This window comes from Pseudomonas sp. LJDD11 (genome assembly GCF_024584215.1).
Classification (GTDB): domain Bacteria; phylum Pseudomonadota; class Gammaproteobacteria; order Pseudomonadales; family Pseudomonadaceae; genus Aquipseudomonas.
Map to the genome: position 1 here is coordinate 61,668 of NZ_JANJFL010000003.1, position 18,228 is coordinate 79,895.

At 61.6% G+C, this 18,228-nt stretch carries 15 protein-coding genes; 3 read left to right on the forward strand and 12 right to left on the reverse strand.

Annotation, left to right across the window (positions count from 1 at the left end):
- Positions 1-34: 34 nt before the first annotated feature.
- Together salA and NRB16_RS05215 are read left to right on the forward strand one after the other, a co-directional pair.
- Positions 35-1,315 (forward strand): salicylate 1-monooxygenase, encoded by a 1,281-nt coding sequence (gene salA / locus NRB16_RS05210; protein WP_253141319.1) that lies wholly within the window; start codon positions 35-37, stop codon positions 1,313-1,315.
- A gap of 42 nt (positions 1,316-1,357) precedes the next feature.
- Positions 1,358-2,692 carry an aromatic acid/H+ symport family MFS transporter gene (locus tag NRB16_RS05215; RefSeq protein WP_257105612.1) on the forward strand — a complete coding sequence of 445 codons (1,335 nt, stop codon included), beginning with the start codon at positions 1,358-1,360 and terminating at the stop codon, positions 2,690-2,692.
- Here the strand turns inward: NRB16_RS05215 and NRB16_RS05220 are convergent.
- The 11 genes from NRB16_RS05220 to dapA form a co-directional block, all read right to left on the reverse strand.
- The gene (locus NRB16_RS05220; protein WP_257105613.1) at positions 2,676-3,791 is read right to left on the reverse strand and encodes an HD domain-containing phosphohydrolase; all 1,116 of its coding nucleotides are present in this window, start codon (positions 3,789-3,791) and stop codon (positions 2,676-2,678) included. The two genes, NRB16_RS05215 and NRB16_RS05220, sit on opposite strands and share 17 nt — an antisense overlap.
- Positions 3,781-6,633 carry an ATP-binding protein gene (locus NRB16_RS05225; RefSeq protein WP_045491412.1) on the reverse strand — a complete coding sequence of 951 codons (2,853 nt, stop codon included), beginning with the start codon at positions 6,631-6,633 and terminating at the stop codon, positions 3,781-3,783. Before NRB16_RS05225 ends, NRB16_RS05220 begins: the two co-directional genes overlap by 11 nt.
- 132 nt (positions 6,634-6,765) lie before the next feature.
- Complete coding sequence (locus NRB16_RS05230; RefSeq protein WP_257105614.1) at positions 6,766-7,470, reverse strand: metallophosphoesterase; 705 nt, start codon at positions 7,468-7,470, stop codon at positions 6,766-6,768.
- A 71-nt stretch (positions 7,471-7,541) separates the two neighbouring features.
- On the reverse strand, positions 7,542-8,306 hold the full coding sequence (locus tag NRB16_RS05235; RefSeq protein ID WP_253117199.1) for a DeoR/GlpR family DNA-binding transcription regulator: 765 nt from the start codon (positions 8,304-8,306) through the stop codon (positions 7,542-7,544).
- A gap of 83 nt (positions 8,307-8,389) precedes the next feature.
- The gene (locus NRB16_RS05240) at positions 8,390-9,076 is read right to left on the reverse strand and encodes an SDR family NAD(P)-dependent oxidoreductase (protein ID WP_084710082.1); all 687 of its coding nucleotides are present in this window, start codon (positions 9,074-9,076) and stop codon (positions 8,390-8,392) included.
- 307 nt (positions 9,077-9,383) lie between these two features.
- Entirely contained in the window at positions 9,384-10,508 is a 1,125-nt protein-coding gene (locus NRB16_RS05245) for an exo-alpha-sialidase (protein WP_045491406.1), read from the reverse strand.
- Complete coding sequence (locus NRB16_RS05250) at positions 10,495-11,910, reverse strand: sodium:solute symporter family protein (protein WP_257105615.1); 1,416 nt, start codon at positions 11,908-11,910, stop codon at positions 10,495-10,497. Before NRB16_RS05250 ends, NRB16_RS05245 begins: the two co-directional genes overlap by 14 nt.
- A 56-nt stretch (positions 11,911-11,966) precedes the next feature.
- Positions 11,967-12,989: a 4-hydroxythreonine-4-phosphate dehydrogenase PdxA gene (gene pdxA, locus NRB16_RS05255; RefSeq protein ID WP_045491401.1), complete on the reverse strand. Its 1,023-nt coding sequence runs from the start codon at positions 12,987-12,989 to the stop codon at positions 11,967-11,969.
- The gene (locus tag NRB16_RS05260) at positions 12,982-14,262 is read right to left on the reverse strand and encodes a four-carbon acid sugar kinase family protein (protein WP_257105616.1); all 1,281 of its coding nucleotides are present in this window, start codon (positions 14,260-14,262) and stop codon (positions 12,982-12,984) included. Before NRB16_RS05260 ends, pdxA begins: the two co-directional genes overlap by 8 nt.
- Complete coding sequence (locus NRB16_RS05265; protein ID WP_257105617.1) at positions 14,259-15,419, reverse strand: iron-containing alcohol dehydrogenase; 1,161 nt, start codon at positions 15,417-15,419, stop codon at positions 14,259-14,261. The genes NRB16_RS05260 and NRB16_RS05265 overlap by 4 nt, the downstream gene beginning before the upstream one ends.
- A 14-nt stretch (positions 15,420-15,433) precedes the next feature.
- Positions 15,434-16,309, reverse strand: coding sequence for a 4-hydroxy-tetrahydrodipicolinate synthase (gene dapA / locus NRB16_RS05270; protein ID WP_253141303.1), 876 nt, complete (start codon positions 16,307-16,309; stop codon positions 15,434-15,436).
- Between the two features lie 222 nt (positions 16,310-16,531).
- On the opposite strand from dapA, the gene NRB16_RS05275 reads away from it, so the two are divergent.
- On the forward strand, positions 16,532-17,407 hold the full coding sequence (locus NRB16_RS05275) for an AEC family transporter (RefSeq protein ID WP_257105618.1): 876 nt from the start codon (positions 16,532-16,534) through the stop codon (positions 17,405-17,407).
- Between the two features lie 96 nt (positions 17,408-17,503).
- Here the strand turns inward: NRB16_RS05275 and NRB16_RS05280 are convergent, their stop codons facing one another.
- Positions 17,504-18,205, reverse strand: a complete 702-nt coding sequence (locus tag NRB16_RS05280) for a permease (protein ID WP_257105619.1) — start codon at positions 18,203-18,205, stop codon at positions 17,504-17,506.
- Positions 18,206-18,228 lie beyond the last annotated feature (23 nt).

Here is an 18,228-nt window from a genome sequence, read left to right on the forward strand (position 1 = left end):
TTCCAATAACAACCAGCCCGATGGGGTGTCTTACATGCAGAGCAAATCTCCCTTGCGTATCGCAATCGTCGGCGGCGGTATCGCCGGCGTCGCCCTGGCCCTGGACCTGTGCCGCCATGCTCATCTTCAGGTGCAACTGTTCGAATCCGCTGCTGCTTTCGGTGAGGTGGGCGCGGGCGTGTCGTTTGGCGCCAACGCGGTGCGGGCCATTGCCGGCCTGGGGCTTGGCGAACCTTATCGGCAGATCGCCGACCAGACCCCGGCACCCTGGCAGGATGTCTGGTTCGAATGGCGCCGGGGAGTCGACGCCGGCTACCTGAGCGCCAGCGTCGCGCCGGGTGTGGGCCAGTCTTCGGTGCATCGTGCAGACTTTCTCGATGCCTTGGCCAGCCGCCTGCCAGACGGTATTGCCTGTTTCGGCAAGCGCGCCGTGCAGGTCACCCAGCAGGCTGAGCGGCTGCAGATCCGCTTCAGTGACGGCACTGAGCATGAATGCGATCTGCTGATCGGTGCCGACGGCATCAAGTCATCAATCCGTGATCACGTGCTCCAAGGGTTGGGCCAGCCGCCGGCCGCACCGCAGTTCAGCGGCACCTGTGCCTATCGCGGGCTGATCGACAGCGAAATCCTGCGCGGCGCCTACCGTGAGCGCGGTCTGGACGAGCATCTGATCGACGTGCCGCAGATGTATCTGGGCCTGGACGCCCATATCCTGACCTTCCCGGTCAAGCACGGCCGGTTGATCAATGTCGTGGCGTTCACGACCGACCGCAGCCGGCCCGATCCGCAATGGCCGGCCGACCAGCCTTGGGTGCGTCAGGCCAGTCAGGCCGAAATGCTCGACGCTTTCAGTGGCTGGAGCGAGGCGGCGCAGGTGCTGCTCGAATGCATCCCGACGCCGAGCCTGTGGGCCTTGCACGATCTGGCGGAGTTACCCGGTTACGTGCATGGCCGCGTGGCGCTGATCGGCGATGCCGCCCACGCGATGTTGCCGCACCAAGGCGCTGGCGCCGGCCAGGGGCTTGAAGATGCCTGGCTGTTGGCCAGGCTACTGGGCGACCCGCAACTGCTGGATGCTGAGGTGCCGCTTATGCTGGCCGCCTACGATGCAGTGCGTCGGCCCCGAGCCTGCCAGGTCCAGCGCACCTCGCGCCAGGCCGGCGAACTCTACGAGTTGCGTGATCCGGCAACGGCCGCCGATCAAGCACGCCTGGGCCAGACCCTGGCCCAGCGTTTCGACTGGCTGTGGAATCACGACCTTGCGGCCGATCTGCAGCAGGCCAAAAGTCGCCTGGGCTGGCTGCAACCAGCCTGAGCTGCCTTGAACGACAATAACGACAATAAAAAGAGTCATGCCATGCACAAGACTAACGTTACCGCCCTGCTGGACGGGGCCCGTTTCAATGCCTTTCATGCCCGCGTGCTGCTGTGGTGCGCGCTGATCATCATCTTCGACGGCTACGACCTGGTGATCTACGGCGTGGTGCTGCCCTCGCTGATGGCCGAGTGGGGGCTCAGTGCCCTGCAGGCCGGCGCGCTGGGCAGTTGCGCACTGGTGGGGATGATGATTGGCGCGCTGTTTTTCGGGTCGATTTCCGATCGCATCGGGCGGCGCAAGACCATTGCCTTCTGTGTGACGCTGTTCAGCGGTGTCACAGCGCTCAACGGCTTGGCCAGCAGCCCGGAAATGTTCGGCCTGTGCCGCTTCATTGCCGGATTGGGCATCGGCGGAGTGATGCCCAACGTGGTGGCGCTGATGAACGAATACTCGCCGCAGCGCTCGCGCAGCACCCTGGTGGCGGTGATGTTCAGCGGCTATTCACTGGGCGGCATGCTCTCGGCGGGCCTGGGTATTGTGCTGATTCCACAATGGGGCTGGCAGTCGGTGTTCTATGTCGCGGCGATTCCTTTGCTGCTGTTGCCGCTGCTGATTCGCCAATTGCCCGAGTCGATGGACTACCTGCTGCGCAGCGGCCAGACCGCACGGGCGCAGCGCATCCTCGCCCAGGCCGCGCCCGGTTATCGTCCGGCTGCCGACGAGCAACTGCAGCAGGGTGGTGCGGCGCGGGCCAGCGTGTCGATTGCCGAGCTGTTTCGCGAAGGCCGTACGCTCAGCACCTTGATGCTGTGGCTGGCGTTTTTTTGCTGCCTGCTGATGGTCTATGCCTTGAGTTCCTGGCTGCCGAAACTGATGAACAGTGCCGGTTACGGCCTGGATTCGAGCCTGAGCTTCTTGCTGGTGCTCAACGCCGGAGCGATTATCGGCGCTATTGGCGGCGGTTGGCTGGGGGACCGGGTGGGCCTGGGCAAGGTGCTGTTCGGCTTCTTCATCTGTGGCGCGTTGGCCTTGAGCCTGTTGGCTTTCAAGGCGCCGCTGGCGGTGTTGTACCTGCTGGTGGCAATGGCTGGTGCCTGCACCATCGGCACCCAGATCCTGGCCAACGCCTGCGCGGTGCAGTATTACCCGGCCCAGGTGCGCTCCACGGGCCTCGGCTGGGCGATGGGCATCGGCCGGACCGGGGCGATTATCGGCCCGCTGTTGGGCGGGGCGCTGCATGCTTCGGGGTTACCCTTGCAGGCCAGCTTCCTGGCGTTCGCCTTGCCGGGCCTGGTTGGCGCTCTGGCGGTGCTGGTGTTTTTGTGGCGAGGCTCGCGAGCTGCTCAGCTTGTGGCGCTCAGCCCAAAACCTTAGGGTGCAATAAGGCTGAATCCATCAGCGATGGGCGTCGATCGGCTTTCGGTAGACCATATTCGATGATGGCCTCGATCTCGTCGATAAAGCCTTCGAAGACCTTGACCACGTTCGGGTCGAAGTGTCGGCCGCTTTGTTCGCGTACATGCCCCAGTGCGCGTTGGCGATCCCATGCCTGCTTGTATGGGCGCCTTTGGCGCAGCGCATCGTAGACATCGCACAGGGCCACGATACGTGCTGCCAAGGGAATGGCTTCGGCAGCAAGGCCGTTGGGGTAGCCGCTGCCATCCCACTTTTCATGGTGCGCCAGGGCAATTTGTGCCGCCATGTCAGTCAGTTCGTTGTTGGCCGGGTCTTGCAGGATGGCGTGGCCAATGTGTGCATGGGCTTGCATGCGGGTACGCTCTTCAGGGGTCAGGGCGCCAGGTTTGAGCAGGATTTCGTCGGGGATGCCGATTTTGCCGACATCATGCATAGGTGCTGCCTGGCGGATCAGGTCGCACCACTCTGGTGGCATCCCCATACCATGAGCCAGCATGCCGGCAAATGTACCGATGCGGTAGATATGCTCGCCGGTGTCATCGTCGCGATAAGACGCGGCGCGACCCAGCGCGCGAATCAGCGCTGTGTAGCTTTCAGCCAGTTGCTCGGTGCGTTCCCGGACCCTGGCTTCGAGTTGGCTGTTGACCTGCTTCAACTGCTCGGTGGCTTGTTTGAGAAGCAGGCAGTTCTGGACCCGCAGCATCACCTCGGCCAAGTCAATGGGCTTGCAGATGTAATCATTGGCCCCCAGTTCCAGCCCTTGGCGGCGGCTCTGCGGGTCATTCAGGGCAGTGACGATGATCACTGGCTGTTCGATTCTGTTGCGCTGCCCCAATGCCTGGAGAATGTCATAACCATTGGGCGCAGGCATGTCCAGGTCCAGCAGCAGAATGCCCCAAGGGTTGTGTTCAAGCCAGTGCAGGCCAGCCTGCGGGTCGGTAAAGGTGACAATCTGCTTGATACCGAATGCCTTGAGAGTCGAGCCGAGCAAACGGACATTGGCCGCAACGTCATCGATGATGACGATCGGCGCTTTTAGCTGAAGGTTACGGAACACGTTGGATATCCTCGCACAGGAAAACGGCAGCCAGTTCTCTGAGTTCGTCTGGATCGACAGGCTTGCTCAACAGGCCTTGGCAGTTGAGGTTCAACAGGTAACGCGGAATCTCTTGGGAACTCATCACGATCACGGGTGGACAGCGCGCTTCATAGAGCTCCTGCAGGCTGACCAGCAGTGCCTGAATAGCTGAGCCGATGCAGTCCAGATCAATAAGCAGCAGTTGCACCGGTGCCTGACTCATTTGTTCAAGCACCAGGCGGTCCTCGTCCACTATGCGCACACTGGCGATGTTCTTGAATGCCTGCCTGATCAGCGCGCGCTCGGCGTTGTCCTGTTGCAGGCACAGCACGCTGGCCTGGCGATTGCTGGCAGCAGCAGTTGGCTCGCTTTGCGCGCAAGGCAGTTCAATCCAGAACAGGCTGCCGCTACCCAAGGTACTGGTGACTCCGATTTCGCCGTTCATCCGTTGCGCCAGTTCCTTGCACAGCGCAAGTCCGATGCCGGTGCCGGGGATCGCGGTATTTTCCTGGCCCAGGCGCTGAAAGGGCTCGAACAGCCGTGTACGGGCCTGGCTGTCGATGCCGAGCCCGCTGTCCTCGACATAGATGCGAGCACGGCCGTGCTCATGGCGGCAACTCACGGTGACCGCGCCGCCAGGCCGGTTGTATTTGATGGCATTCGATAGCAGGTTGAGTATCACCTGACGCAGCCGCCGTGCATCGGCAATGATCCCGGGGCCGACCTGAATTTCTCCCAGACTTAACGTCAGCTCTGCCTCTTGAGCATCGCGGCTGACCATGTCAACGCATTCGCGTAGCAGTTGCGTGGTATCGATAGGTGCCAGTTGCAAGCGCGCCTGCTCGGCCTGTACGCTCGACCAGCTCAGCAGATCGTTGACCAATTGGCACAGGTGATTGCTGGCGCGGATGATTTCATCGACCGGCCCGGCGCTACCTGGGTTGTTGTAGCTGAGCAACTGGGCGAAGCCATGAATGGCATTGAGCGGTGTCTTGAGCTCATGGGTCATGCTGGAAATGAAGCGTGACTTGGCCAGGCTGGCGGTCTCAGCCTCCAGCGTCTTGAGCCGCAGGTCGGTTTCGACGTTCTTCAGACCGTTGATGTCCATGCAGGTGCCGGCCAGCAACAGTGGCTTGCCGTTGTCTGGATCACGTGCCAACACTCGCCCGCGGCACTGCAGCCATACGGTTTTGCCGTGATGATCGACAAGGCGCAACTCGCATCCGTTGTGATATCGGCCCTTTTCCAGGTCCTTGATAAAACGGATCAAGGCCTCGCTGTCGGCTGGCTGCAGGCGATCATGCAGCAGCCGGTGGTCGCTGATTTTTTCCGGCAGGTTAAAGCGATGACACAGGCTGCCGCGCAGGTTCAGTTCGCGCTTTGCAACATCGAACTCCCACAGCCCTTCAGTGGAACTTTCCATTACCACCGTTAGACGTTGCTGGGCCACGTGACGTGAGTCTTGTGCTTCATTGAGCTGCTCACCCATCGAGCTGGCGCTTCGCGCCATACTGGCCAGTTCGTCGATGTCGGTCTGCGGCCTGTCGGGTTGCCAGTGCCCCTGGCCGATCTGCGCCATCATCTGCGAAACCCCGGCCAGGGGGTGAACCAGGGCCTGGCTGAGGTGCTTGACCCGCCACCAGATGAACAGGAAAAAACCCAGATAAAAGATCACCAGACCGCCAATGAGCCAATAACCCACTTGGCGATAATGGGTGGCCAAGGTATCGGTGGTGGCCGTAATCGCAGCTTCATCTACCACTGCCAGCAAATGCCAGCCTGTGTTGGCCACCGTATCCCAGGCCACCAGATGCGCACGCCCCTCGAAGCGGGTGGTCAGCACGCCACGTGGTTGGCTTTCGATAGCGTTGGCCAGGGCGTCATGGGCGTCGTTATAACGCAGGTTGAAGGTCTGCGGCTTGAGCATCTCGTTGGACACGGCCTGGGTGTAGGCATGCGCGGTCAACTCAATGAGTTTGAAATCATGCTCACCGGCCTCAGGCATGACCATGATGGTCAGGTCCGGGGCCACAAGCATCAGGTAGCCATCCCAAGGCACCTTGAGTTCGCCGATCTGCTTGAGGATGCCGCTGACCGTGATGTCCAGACCGACCACACCCTCGAGAAAATCGCCGCTATACACCGGGGCGATGGCCGACATCATCCAGCCGTTACCGGCCGGGTCCAGATAAACCTCGGTCCAGCGGCTACTGCGCTGCGGGTTATTGCTGGCATCGGCCAGGTAATAGAAGTTGTACTCCGGGATATTCATGTTGTGGGGGTACTGTTGCAGGATATCGAAGCCCGGATAGATTCTGTTGTAGCTGTCCCAACTGTTGAAGTAAACGCTGGCGATCAGCGGGTTGCGGTCTTTGAGTTGCTTGATCAATGGGTCCAGTGTCGCCAGGCGTGTGACCTTGCCAAGGTCTTGGCTGGCCAGCGGGGTATGGCTGGAATAGAACGATGCCACCTGATCATCAGCACCGTTGTCATAGCGCACACCGTCTGCCGAGGTGGCGAGGATTGCAGGGGCGTGCTGCTCGCCCTGCAGGGCGTGCTCGGTCAGCCGGGCAAACAGGTTGGCGTCGTTGCCCAGCTGGCTGAGTTCGGTATTGATAATGTGGGTATTTTGCCCGACTGATTCGGTCAGGTCGCTAACGGCGGTTTCATGCAGGTAGTCGATCTGCGTGTTGCGGATCGACTGGTTGGTAAACAGATAGATGCCGATCAATACCAGCTCCACGGCGATCAATGGGATCAGGGCAGTACTGGCCAATGCCTTCCACATCCAATGCCGCAGGCTGATAGTCTTGTCGTTCATGGCCGACCTCGTCAGGCGACGAATTGAGGCTGAAGGTGTGGGGGGGCAGAAGTGCTGACAATAGGTGATGTCACTTTGACATCAATCTACACATATTAGTAGGGTTTTACGAAGTATGGCAGGCGCCAATGTTCATGCTTTGGTCGTAGGGGATCGTCGGGTATCAGCGTAGTGCAGGGTATCGTCTTGCGCACAGTAGTAAGCCAGCGGGCCCGCACCACCCCCCGTACAGTCCAGAGCCAGCACGTTGCCCAGTCGCTGCGGCGTGTCGACCCGGGTATGCCCGGTGCACACCCGCCAGACCCCGGTCACGCCATGGTGGTTGCCACGGCGGATGCGCTCGCGGCCCCACAGCGCGGTCTCGCTGACCCGTGGTGCATGCAGGGCGCCGGTAAAGGCTTGCCAGCTCAGTTGCGCCGGCACGTCGGCATGCAGGACGCCGACCATCCCGTTGACGGTGTCGATCTCGATCACAATCGGCAGGCTTTGCAGCTTGCGCACGATCATTGCTTTTGAGTCGTCATCGATATACAGCCACCACTCGGCACCGTGGGCCGAGTAGGGCGCGTGGGGGTTGCGCAGCCAGGCGTCGATGAGCATGCGCTCATGGTTGCCTTGCACCATGTAGAACCAGGGCTCGCCCAGCAGCCTGAGTCCTTGCAGCACGCCAGGGCCGCGGTCGATCAGGTCGCCCACACTGATCAGGCGGTCGCGCTCTGGATTGAAGTCCAGCGCTTCAAGACCTTCGAACAATTCCTGCAGTTTGAAGTGGATATCGCCGACCACCAGGTCTCGGCCCTTTGTGTTGCGGGGCAGTCTGAGAAGTTTCTGATCCATGAACGCGAGCGATCTGCAACTGAGGGGCCCTGAGGGTGCGCCATGTGCTGGCACAGGTCAAACAAGACCGCTCAGTCGGCCTGGAGCAGGGTGATGCGGGTATCGGCCTCGAACTCCAGCAGTGCTTCACGGCGTGCGGTGGTGATCAAGGTCCAGTGCGTGTTGAGCGGTGTCCAGTGTTGCTGCTGATCGCGACCGATCTTGCTGGCGTCGGCCAGCACGAACACTTCGGCAGCCTGCTGCAGCATTTTTTCTTTCAGCCAGGCCTGGTCGGCATTGGCTTCGCACAAACCGCGCCCGGCGACCACGCCGTCGGCGCTGACGAACACCTTGTTGGCAGTCAAACGCTCCAGAGCGGCGAGGGCCGCGGCGCCGAAGGTGGCCATGCTGCCGGGGCGCAGGTCGCCGCCGAGCAGGGTAACCCGCCCTTCGGGCAGCTCGCGCAAGGCCGGCAGGGCAAGAATGTTGTTGGTGATCACATGCAGGCCGCGCCGCTCCTTGAGCAGTTGCGCCAGGGTCGCGGTGGTGGTGCCGCTGTCCAGTACGATGGTGTCGTTATCCTGAATGTGCGCCAGTGCGGTGCGGGCAATCCGGCTTTTTTCCGGGCCGGACTGGATGCTGCGCTCTTCCAGCGAGGTCTCTGGCGCCTGCTTGCCGATATGCGTTGCACCGCCATAGGTACGCATGATCATGCCTTGCCCGGCCAGCGCGGTGAGGTCACGGCGTACCGTGGCTTCGGAGACCTGCATGATCGAGCACAGACTCTCGACGTTCATATTGCCGTGGTTGGCAAGCACCAGCTCCAGAATGGCCTGGCGGCGTTTGGCGACTTTCATGGCGATCCTTCAGGGGGTGAGGCGACACTTTAGCATTTGTTGCCGGGGGCCCATTGAATCATCTTTGGGCGCTCGGCAACGGCTTACAACGACGCCCCTCCACAGATCACCAGGCTCTGGCCGGTAATGGCCCCGGCCTGCGGGCCGAGCAAGAACGCGGTCATCGCGGCGACTTCCTCGGGTTGAATGAAGCGGCCGATCGGTGGTTTGCGCGGCGGCGTGCCTTGCCGGCCGGGGGCGCTGAGCATCGGTGTCGCGGTGGCGCCGGGGGCGACCAGATTGACGGTGATGCCTTGCGGTGCCAGTTCGATGGCCCAGGAACGCACCAGCCCGACCAGCGCGGCCTTGGTCGCTGCGTATTGGCTACGCCCACTGGCGCCGTTCATGGTTCGGCTGCCGATCAGCACAATGCGTCCGGGCACCCGCAGGCGTCCGAGCAGGCTGTCGACCAGTTGCGTGGCGGCGGCGACATGCACCTGCCACATGGCCGCGCCGTCTTTGGCCAGTAGCTCACCCAGCGGTGCAGTGCGCATGAAACCTGCAGCATGCACGATGGCGTCCAGTTCACCGACCTGTTCAAGGGCGTGCTCAAGTGCTTGATTGTCAGCCATGTCAGCAGCGACCCAGCGCAGTTGCGGATGCTCCAGTGCAGGACGGCTACGGCTCAGACCGATGACCTGCCAGCCATCGTCCAGCAGACGGCTGGCAATGGCCTCACCGATACCGGAGCTGACCCCGGTGACCAGGGCGATGGGGGAATTTTCAGGCATTGAAGGGTTCTCCATAAAGTTGGCCTGACGCACTGCCCCGTAGGAGCAATGCCGATCAGTTAAGCGATTAGTGGGTCTGGTTGGGCCCCGTGGGAGGGGCCGGCCGGCGCCCCGGTCTGCTCGCGACAGGGCCAGTAAAACCGGCACATCTGTTGTGGATGTACTTCTGTATTCGCCAGCAGAGCTGCCTCCCACAAAGATCTCAATGCTCTTAACTGATCGGCATTACCCCGTAGGAGCGGCTTTAGCCGCGAAAAGCATCGCTGCTGAAGCAGCTCCTACGGCGGTTTAGACCTCCAGGTCTGCTTCAGCGGATCGCCGCCAGCGGGATGTGCACGTGCTTGATCTTCTGCCGGAAGTAAGTGAACGCGACATGCAGACTGCCGTCACGGGCCTGGATGATGCTCGGGTAGGAGTACTCGCGATTGAGCTTCTCTTTGGAGTTGTTGGTCATGCAAAAGCCGTCTCCCAGCTCGATATCCAGGCGCAGCGGCCAGCTACGGCCTTCATCGCGAGAAATCGCCAGGCTCATCGGCGCCCTGGGGATGCCCCACACCGCGCTGCGCCCGTCGGCGTTGGCGCCGGGGGTGACACGCTCATCACCCTCGTCCTCGATTTCGTCGTACAACGACAGCCGCCGCTGCTCGATGCCTTCGGCGTTGATCGGGTTGTAGACCAGCGCCAATTCACCGCTGGCCAGGCGCACGTACTGGATCGATGAGTTGTTGTTGGGTAGCTCGGTCGGCGCAGGTGCGCTCCAGGTCCGGCCCTGATCGGTGGAGCGGCTGGAATAAACATGATCGGCCCAGCGGCTGCGGAACAGCCCCAGCAGGCTGCCGTCGGCCAGTTCATGGACGTTCATGTGCACGCAGCCGGTGCTGTGCGGCACGTCGTGACGGCTCCAGGTGCGGCCATGGTCGCTGCTGATCATCACCGCGCTGATGTCATGGGTGCCGACCCATTTTTCGCCAGGCAGGGTGATGCAATACCAGACCGGCAATACCCAGTCGCCGTTGCTAAGCACTTCGGGCGGATGGCGCACGAAAGTACCGGCCTCTTCAAATAGGTCAGCGATTGGCCCCCAGGTCTTGCCGCCATCCTCAGACAGGCGGCGGCGTACCACGGCGGTTTCCTGATTACCGGAAATCTGCGCGGTCCAGATCAGCCACAGTGGGCCATCGGGGGCCTGGAACAGGATCGGGTTCTGCTCGGAGCGGGCAGGGTCATCCGACAGTTGCTCGGCCTCGCTCCAGACACCGCTGTGCGGGTCGCGGCGTGACAGCAGCACGAAGATGTCGGCCATGCCTTCCTGGGTGCCGGCAAACCAGGTGCACAGCAACGTGCCATCAGCCAGTTCATGCAGGTTGGCGGCGTGATTCTGCGCGTAAGGGGTCGGCAGGTAGGCGTCCTGGCGTTGCTCAATTGTTGACATTGCTGGCCTCCGAAGACTGGGTAGCGGGCTTGTTGCTGCGTGGCAGCAGACGTTCGATGCAGATGACCAGGGCAGGGGTCACCAAGGCGATGTACATGTTGTCGATACCGTACGGGTTACCCAGTACATACCACAGGCTGGTGGTCACGGTCGCCGCGCCCAGCCCCCAGGTGGCACCGCGACCGGTGGCGAACAGCGGCAGGTAGATGGCGACCAGGGCAATCACGGTGATCGACAGGCGCAGGGCGCGGGTGAAGAACGACAGGCTGAGGATTTCCGGCACGGCGAAGACGAACACCAGCGGCAGGAAACCGATCACCAGGCTGATGAGCTTGGTCATCTTGAATTCGCGTTCAGCCGACGGTTTGCACAGCGGTACATAGAAGTCGCGCACCACCAGCGAGGTGATCGCCAGGGCCACCGCGCTGACGCCGACGAACACCGAAGCCACCAGCGAGATGGTCACGACACCGGCCAGCCAAGGGCTCATCGAATGCAGGAACACCGGCATCGCATACAGGCTGTTCATATCGGGGTGCAGGTACTTGGCGACGACGCCGATCAGCCCCAGAGCAATCGAGATCGGCAGGCACAGCAGGCCCGCCCACAGTGCTGAATTGCGCGCCGCGTTGGGGTTTTTGGTCGAACTGATCGCCTGCATGATGTACTGGGTGGAGAAGATCGCGCCCACCGTACCGATGATCCAGGCCATGACCTTGGAGCCGCCGATGGCGCCGGTCCAGGTGAAGTAGTGCTCTGGCAGGCCCTGATGGACCTTGTCGAAACCGCCGGCGAGCTTGACTGCCACCCACAGTACGATCATCACCCCGGCATACTTGACCACGGTGTGCAGGACACTGATGTAAGCCACGCTCTTGAGGCCGCCAAAGGCGTAGTAAAGGGTACTGACGACGGCAGTGATAAAGGCTGCGGTGGGCAGGTTGATGTGCATCACCGTGGAGATCGCCGCCGCGCCGCTGATGTAGTTGCCGACGTTCACCAGCAGCAGGGCATAGATCATGATGATCGACACCATCAGTTTGGCCGAGTAGCCGTATTTGCGCTCAATGAACCCGGAGATGGTGTATTCGCCTGAGCTGTAGAGCTTTCTCGCCATCAGGATGCCGAACAACGGAAAGCCGATCGCCGCCGCCACCACTGCCCAGGCAGCGGCCATGCTACTTTCGAAGGCGGCCTGCGCGGTGCCGATGGTGGACTTGGCACCGATGTATTCGGACATCATCAGCACGCCAACGATAAACGCCGGCATGCTGCGCGCCGCCACCATGTACTGCTCGCTGTTCTTGCTGCGCATGCGCAGGGTCAGCCAGGTGGTGAACAGGACGTAGACGACAACCATCCCGACGATGATTAACGTCGCTTGAGAGTCAAAAGTTTCCATCATTCGCTCCAATTGTTGTTATTCAGGGCTTGCTTGAGGAAAAGATGCATTGAGGTTCAGGCGTGCGCGGGTTGCTCCAGGGTGCGTTTGCGGGTCGCCAGCTCGACCGCCTGACGCAGTGCCTCGATCAGGCTGCGCTCGTCGGCGATGCCCTTGCCGGCGATATCGAAAGCGGTGCCGTGGTCCACGGAGGTGCGGATCACCGGCAGGCCGACCGTGACGTTGACCCCGGCTTCCAGCCCCATGACCTTGACCGGGCCGTGGCCCTGGTCGTGATACATGGCCACCACCGCATCGAAGTCGCCGCGCCCGGCGCGGAAAAACAGCGTGTCGGCCGGCAGCGGGCCTTCGACGCGCCAGCCACGGGCGCGCAGCTCGTCAATCGCCGGCTGGATCTTGGTCGCCTCTTCGCCGTAGCCGAACAGGCCGTTTTCACCGGCATGCGGGTTGATGCCGCACACCGCGATCAACGGGTTGTCGATCCCGGCGCGGCTCAGGGTTTCATGGGCACGTTCGATGGTGCGGCGCACCAGACCTGGCTCGATGCGCGCAATGGCGTCGATGATGCCGATGTGGGTCGTGACATGAATGACCCGCAGCGTCGGGGTCATGAGCATCATCGACACCTCTTCGATGCCGGTCAGGTGCGCGAGCATTTCGGTGTGGCCGGGGAAGATATGCCCGCCGGCGTGCAGTGCTTCCTTGTTCAGTGGCGCGGTGCATATCGCGTCCAGGGCACCGGCCTCGGTCAGTTGCACGGTGCGCTCGATATAACGAAAGGCCGCATCACCGGCCACCGCCGACAACTGGCCGTAGGGCAGGTCATGGGGGATCAGCCCCAGATCGATACAATCCACCACGCCTGGCTGAAAGCGGGCCTGCTCGGGCTGTTCGATGGCGTTGACTTGCAGCGTGCCAGCGACGATCCGATTGGCATCGACCAGCCGCTTGGCATCGCCAATCACCAGCGGCCGGCACATGGCATAGACGCTGTCGTGTTGCAGGGATTTCATGATGATTTCCGGACCGACGCCGGCCGCATCACCCATGGTGATGCCGATCACAGGACGCTCAGACATGCTGGGGTTCCTCGTTATTAGGTGGTGTGGGCTCAGAGCGTGAGTCGCGGGCCTGGCACAGATGCGCCCAGGCCTGATAGAGGGTGTCGGGCTGGCCGAAGCCGCCGGCCTTGGTGACGACAGGTAACGTGCGGCCCTGATGGGGGGCGCTGGACAACACCACCCCAGGCGCCAGTTCGCCATGCAGTTGCAGCGCATTGAGCTCAGCGACAGTCAGCAGGGCGCGGGCGGTTTCACCGCCGGTGGCGATCAGCGCAGCGGCCTTGGCGGGCAGGGCAGCCAACAGCCCGGCCAGCGCCTGGCTGAGCTGCGCGGCCTGTTCAGGGGCACGCTGCGCCTGATCAAGGCTGACCAGCAGGTCGCTGCCGCTGTCCAGCACACTGGCCAGATGAATTGCCAGCGCCTGCCGTTCACTGTGGGCACTGCCATCGAGCAGCAGCCGTGGTTCGACCCGCGCCCAGCGTTGCCCGGTACGCTCGGCCAGCAAAGCTGCCTGGGCCTGGGAGTGACGCGACATGCTGCCGACCACGGTCAGGATCGGCCCGCCTCGTGCTGCCTGCGGCCGGCAAGGCTCGCCTGCGGCGGGTAACCCGAGGGCGGCAGGCAGGTGCAGGGCCAGCCCGGCCGAGCCGACCCAGAACAACCGGTCGGCGAAAGCGGCCGAAGCCAGTGCCAGGCTGTGCAGGTCAGCATCCTGCTCGGCATCGCAGATCAGCACCTGGGTACCGTCGAGCAAGTGCTGGTGCAGCTGCCCGGCCAGATTACCGCCACGCACCTGCAGCAAATCCAGAGCCGCACAGTTCAGACCCTCGCCGCTGAACAGCTCCAGCAGGTTGGCGGTGCCGGTCAGACCCTCGTTGCGCCACACATCACTATCGTTGACCGGTACACCGTCGAGGTACTGAATACTGTCGCGGGTGGTCCTGCGCAGCGCCGGGAACGCCGGTGCTACCAGAGCCAGGCCATGTTCCAGCAGGGCGCTGACCTCGCTCGGCAGGTTGCCGCGCAGGGTCGAGTCAATTTTCTTGTAAAGGTAACGACCGCGCAGGGCCGGGTTGCCGAGTACCGAGCGATTGAGCCGGGCAGCGGGCTGCGGCGCCAGGCGGCGGGTGTCGAGGTCCAGCGCAATGACCGGGCAGCCTGAATGATCGGCGGTCTGCTCGAGCAACACGCGGGTCGGCAGGTGGCGGGCGAAGCCGGCGGCGCAATCGGCCGCACCGGACAGATCGTCGGCGATGACCAATAGCCCGGCCTGGCGAGCTTCGGTACTCATGGCAGCAGGCACCGGTACAACTGCTCAATATCATCCAGGCTCAGGGCCTTGGGGTTATTGATCATCAACCGGGTGACTTTTGAGGCAGCGACCGCCATGTCGGCCAGATGCTCTTCGGCCACCCCGAAGTCGCGCAGGTTCTGCGGAATCTCCAGGACCCGGGTCCATTGCTTGATCTGCTCGATCAGCTTGCCGGCCGCGAGCGTGTCGCTGTCGCCGGGGTGCGCGATGTCGCACACGCAGGCCGCCCGCTTCAGGCGTGCTGCGCAGCTGTCCATGTTGAACGCCATGACATGCGGCAACAGCATGGCATTGGCCACCCCGTGGGTGACATGGAACTTGCCGCCCAGCGGATAGGCCAGTGCATGCACCGCTGCAGTGCCGGCCGCGGTCAACGCCAGGCCGCCGTACATCGAGCCAAGCAGCATGTCGCTGCGCGCCTGCACCGAGCCAGGCTGCTGATAGGCCTCGACGATGCTGCCGGCGATCAGCCGCATCGACTCCAGAGCAAAGGCGTCGCTGATCGGGTTGGCCTTGGTCGAGATAAACGACTCCAGCGCATGGGTAAAAGCGTCCATACCGGTCGCAGCGGTAATCGGCTTGGGCAGGCCCAGGGTCAGGTTGGCATCGAGAATCACCAGGGTTGGCAGCAGATGACGGCTGACCACGCCGATTTTCAGTTCTTCGTCGGGCAGGGTGACGATGGCATTAGGGGTGACTTCCGAGCCGGTCCCGGAGGTGGTGGGGACCAGCACGGTCGGCCTGCCGGGGTGGGCAACCTTGTCGATGCCGAGCATGTCCTTGAGCGGGGTGTCGTTGCTGAGCATCACTGAAAACAGCTTGGCGGCATCCAGCACACTGCCGCCGCCAATGGCGATCAGCGCATCCGGCGCGGCAGGGGCGATGGCGCTGCGGAACACCCCTTCGATATTCTCCAGGGTCGGCTCAATCTCGACGTTATCGATCACGGTGACCGCAATCGACTGCGCTTGCAGTTGCGCGACCACCTGTTCGGTGACGCCCAGGCGATGCATGGCGTCTTGGGTGACCAGCACCACACGCTTGAGCGGGGTGTCGAGCAGGTGCAGGCGCTCGCCCAGGCTGGCCAGGCTGTCGGGGCCGTGGATGACATGCTTGACGGTTTGAAAGTGGTACATGGTGATCCTCCGGCTCAGGCGCGGTAGACAGACAGCAGACCTTCGAGCTTGTGTACGGTCTGCGCATCGAGTTCGGCAGTCGGGGCGCGGCATGGGCCGACGCGCACGTTGAGCAGGTCGGTGGCCTTTTTCAGCACCGAAGGCATGGTCCCCAGCGCAAAAGCATCGCGCAGTGGCCGCAGGGCTTCCTGGGCCGCGCGGGCGCCATCGTGGTCGCCGGCCTGGAAGCGATTCCAGATATCCATCACCACCTGCGGTACCGCGTTGGCGGTGGCTGCCACCGCACCGTCGCCACCGGCCAGCAGGTTCCAGTAGATCAGTGAGTCGGTGCCGGCAAACACCGCGAAGTCGTCACTGCGGTAGCGCAGCATCTGCACCAGGCTGTCGAAGTTGCCGGCGCTGTCTTTGATGCCCTTGATTTGCGGATGCTGCGACAGGGTGGCGACTGCCGGGATGCCGATCGACATGCCGGTTTTGGCCGGGATGTTGTAAAGCATGATCGGCAGTGGCGAAGCATCACCAATCGCGCTGTAGTGGTTGATCAGTTCGGCCTGGCTGACCGCATTGAAAAACGGCGTAATGACCGACAGGGCCTGAACGCCCACATCAGTCATTTTTTTGTTCAGTTCAATCACATCGCGGGTGGCGAAGGCGCCGGTTCCGGCAATCACCGGTACCCGGCCGCGGGCCGCTTCCACGGTGAGCCGGGCGATGCGGACTTTCTCGGCCTCGCTCAGGGCAAAGAACTCACCATTGGTGCCCAGCACAAAAAGCCCGTGAACACCGGCGTCAATCAGGCTTTCGATCAGGTTGCCCAAGGCCTGCTCGTCGATTTGCTGACGGGCATCGAAGGGGGTCACGAGGGCTGGAACGATTCCAGTGAACTTCATCGGTGATCTCCATGTTATTGGTCTTGTCATCATCATTGAATGATTGAATCGATCATTAATGGCGATCCTATACGCAAAATTCAGCGCTTAAAAGTATTTTTTCAATCAAAATATCGCTTTGGTCGTGACTGATTCGTTCATTTTGCGGGTGCAGGGCAAGCGCGGTTGCGGGTCAACCGGTACAAGCCCTAGCATGAACGCCTTTTCAAGGAGGAACCCTTCATGCTCGCTTCGCTGTTTGCGGTATTGGCCCCAGTGTTTATCGTTGCGGCCATCGGCTATGGTTGGGCGCGCAAAGGGCATAGCTATCCGACCGACTTTATCGCCCGGGTGGTGATGACCATCGGCACGCCAGCGCTGGTGCTCTCGACCCTGAGCCGGACCCAGCTTGACCCGGCAGCCTTTACCAGCATGGCGCTGGCCTGCGTATTGAGCATGTTTGCCATGGCCATGATCGGTCTGCTGCTGAGCAAGGTGTTTCGCCAGCATTGGCGCGTACTGGTCCCGGCGTTCATGTTTCCCAACACCGGCAACATGGGCCTGCCGATCAGCCTGTATGCGTTTGGCGACCAGGGCCTGGCGCTGGCAGTGGCGTTCTTCCTGACCCTGTCGTTGTTTCAGTTCACGTTGGGGCTGGCGCTATCAGGGGGCGCCGCTTCATTCAAAGACCTGCTGCGCAATCCGATCATCATCAGCCTGGCGCTGGCCATGCCGATCATTTTCTTTGGCCTGCAACTGCCGCGCTGGCTGATCAACACCGTCGATCTGCTCGGCGGCATGACCATCCCGTTGATGCTGCTGACCCTGGGGGTGTCGCTGGCCAGTATCCGCTTGCATCACGTAGCCAGTGGCATGCTGCAGGGTGGTCTACGAATTGTGCTGGGTGCGGCGGTGGGCTGGCTGATCGGTCTGGCATTGGGCATGCAACCACTGGCCCACGCGGTGCTGGTCGCCCAATGCTCGATGCCGGTGGCGGTATTCAATTACCTGTTGGCCATGCGCGCCAATCAGTCGCCGGAGAAGGTGGCGAACCTGGTGATGTGTTCGACCGCGCTGTCATTTGCATGGTTGCCGGTGGTGCTGGCGGCGTTGATGTGACTAACTGCGCAGGCGCAATATTTTTTGCCAGCTAGATAAGCGACGCCGGATGATGCATTCCCAGATCTGCGCAGCGGCCAAGCCCTATGGTGTCCGTCACCATTTCCAGACTTCTTCCCGGTACGTTGTTACCTCAGGCAGTACAGTGCGCAAGAACGCCAGGTACTGCTCGAACAGCGCCTTGTTTGGCAGGCGGGCTTCGAAGCCTATGGTCAGGTCTGTTCTGTGGATCACGATGATGCGGTAACGGCGGTCTACGGTGACGGCGTTGTATTTCTCCCAAACCATACTGGTTTCCAGTTCGCAGGGCGGTGGCTTCCATTCCATGATGTTCAGGGCAGATATGATCATGAGGGCCACTGGCCCCAGTAGAAATAGTAATGAGCCGACGAAGGCTGCCAATCCGAGTAGAACGATGATGGCTATTATCGCAACGCCGTTAAATACGTGTTTTGTGTATTTTGCGTAGTAAGGCTGAACGTCTACTTCTCCGCATTCTGGATAGATACGGTAATTGAATATTGAGGGGCGTAGCATGAAGTATAGATAGTAAAACTCTGCTGTAAGTGCACCTCCTAAAACGCAGTAAAAAGTAATTGGGTCAGTATGAAAGGAATCCCGGGCAAGAACTCCTAAAGAAACGGGCCATATTGACAAGATGAGCGGGATTAGCCATATATTTTTTCTGCGAAGGTTGATGCGCTTCACTACCCATTGAAAAATTGGCTCGCTGTTTCCCTGTCGTGCAGCGGGTGCAGTATCCAGTATCGGGGCGTAATCGTCGGTTTTTGAAGGCATATTATCGGGCGTCCGAGCAAGAA